Origin of the sequence: Streptomyces boncukensis, assembly GCF_011045075.1 — a bacterium.
Taxonomy (GTDB): Bacteria; Actinomycetota; Actinomycetes; order Streptomycetales; family Streptomycetaceae; genus Streptomyces; species Streptomyces boncukensis.
Genome location: NZ_JAAKZZ010001126.1, coordinates 1 through 446, shown reverse-complemented (window position 1 = coordinate 446; position 446 = coordinate 1). Strand labels below are relative to the sequence as shown.

Sequence of the window (446 nt, the reverse complement as noted above, 5' to 3'; positions counted from 1 at the left end):
GTCCGGGGGTGTGGGGCACATGGTTCGGCTCCTTCCAGGGGCTACCAGTCTGAACAGCGTTCAGATCGCGATGCGACGGTAGCACGGATCTGAGCAGTGTTAAGATCCCCGTATGACGAGGGAGCGGTATCACCACGGGGACCTGCGCGGCGCGCTGCTCGACGGCGCCGAGACCCTCGTGCGGGAGCGCGGCGCCGACGGCTGGTCGCTGCGCGAGGCGTCCGCCCGTATCGGCGTCAGCGCCAGCGCCGCCTACCACCACTTCCGCTCCCGCGAGACGCTGGTCCAGGCCCTGTCCACGCGGGTGCTCGCCCGGCTCGGCGAGCGGCTGCGGCGCGCCGTCGCACGGGAGCCCGAGGAGGGCCAGCGGCGGCTGGTCGCGCTCGGGCGCAGCTATGTCCGCTGGGCCGTGACGGACCCGGCGGTGGCCCGCCTCGCCTTCACCG

1 protein-coding gene is annotated in these 446 nt (G+C 73.3%); it reads left to right on the top strand.

The window, feature by feature from the left end:
* Window positions 1-112 precede the first annotated feature (112 nt).
* Window positions 113-446: TetR/AcrR family transcriptional regulator (locus tag G5C65_RS38270; protein ID WP_165303697.1), on the top strand; the 334-nt coding region annotated here is incomplete at its 3' end.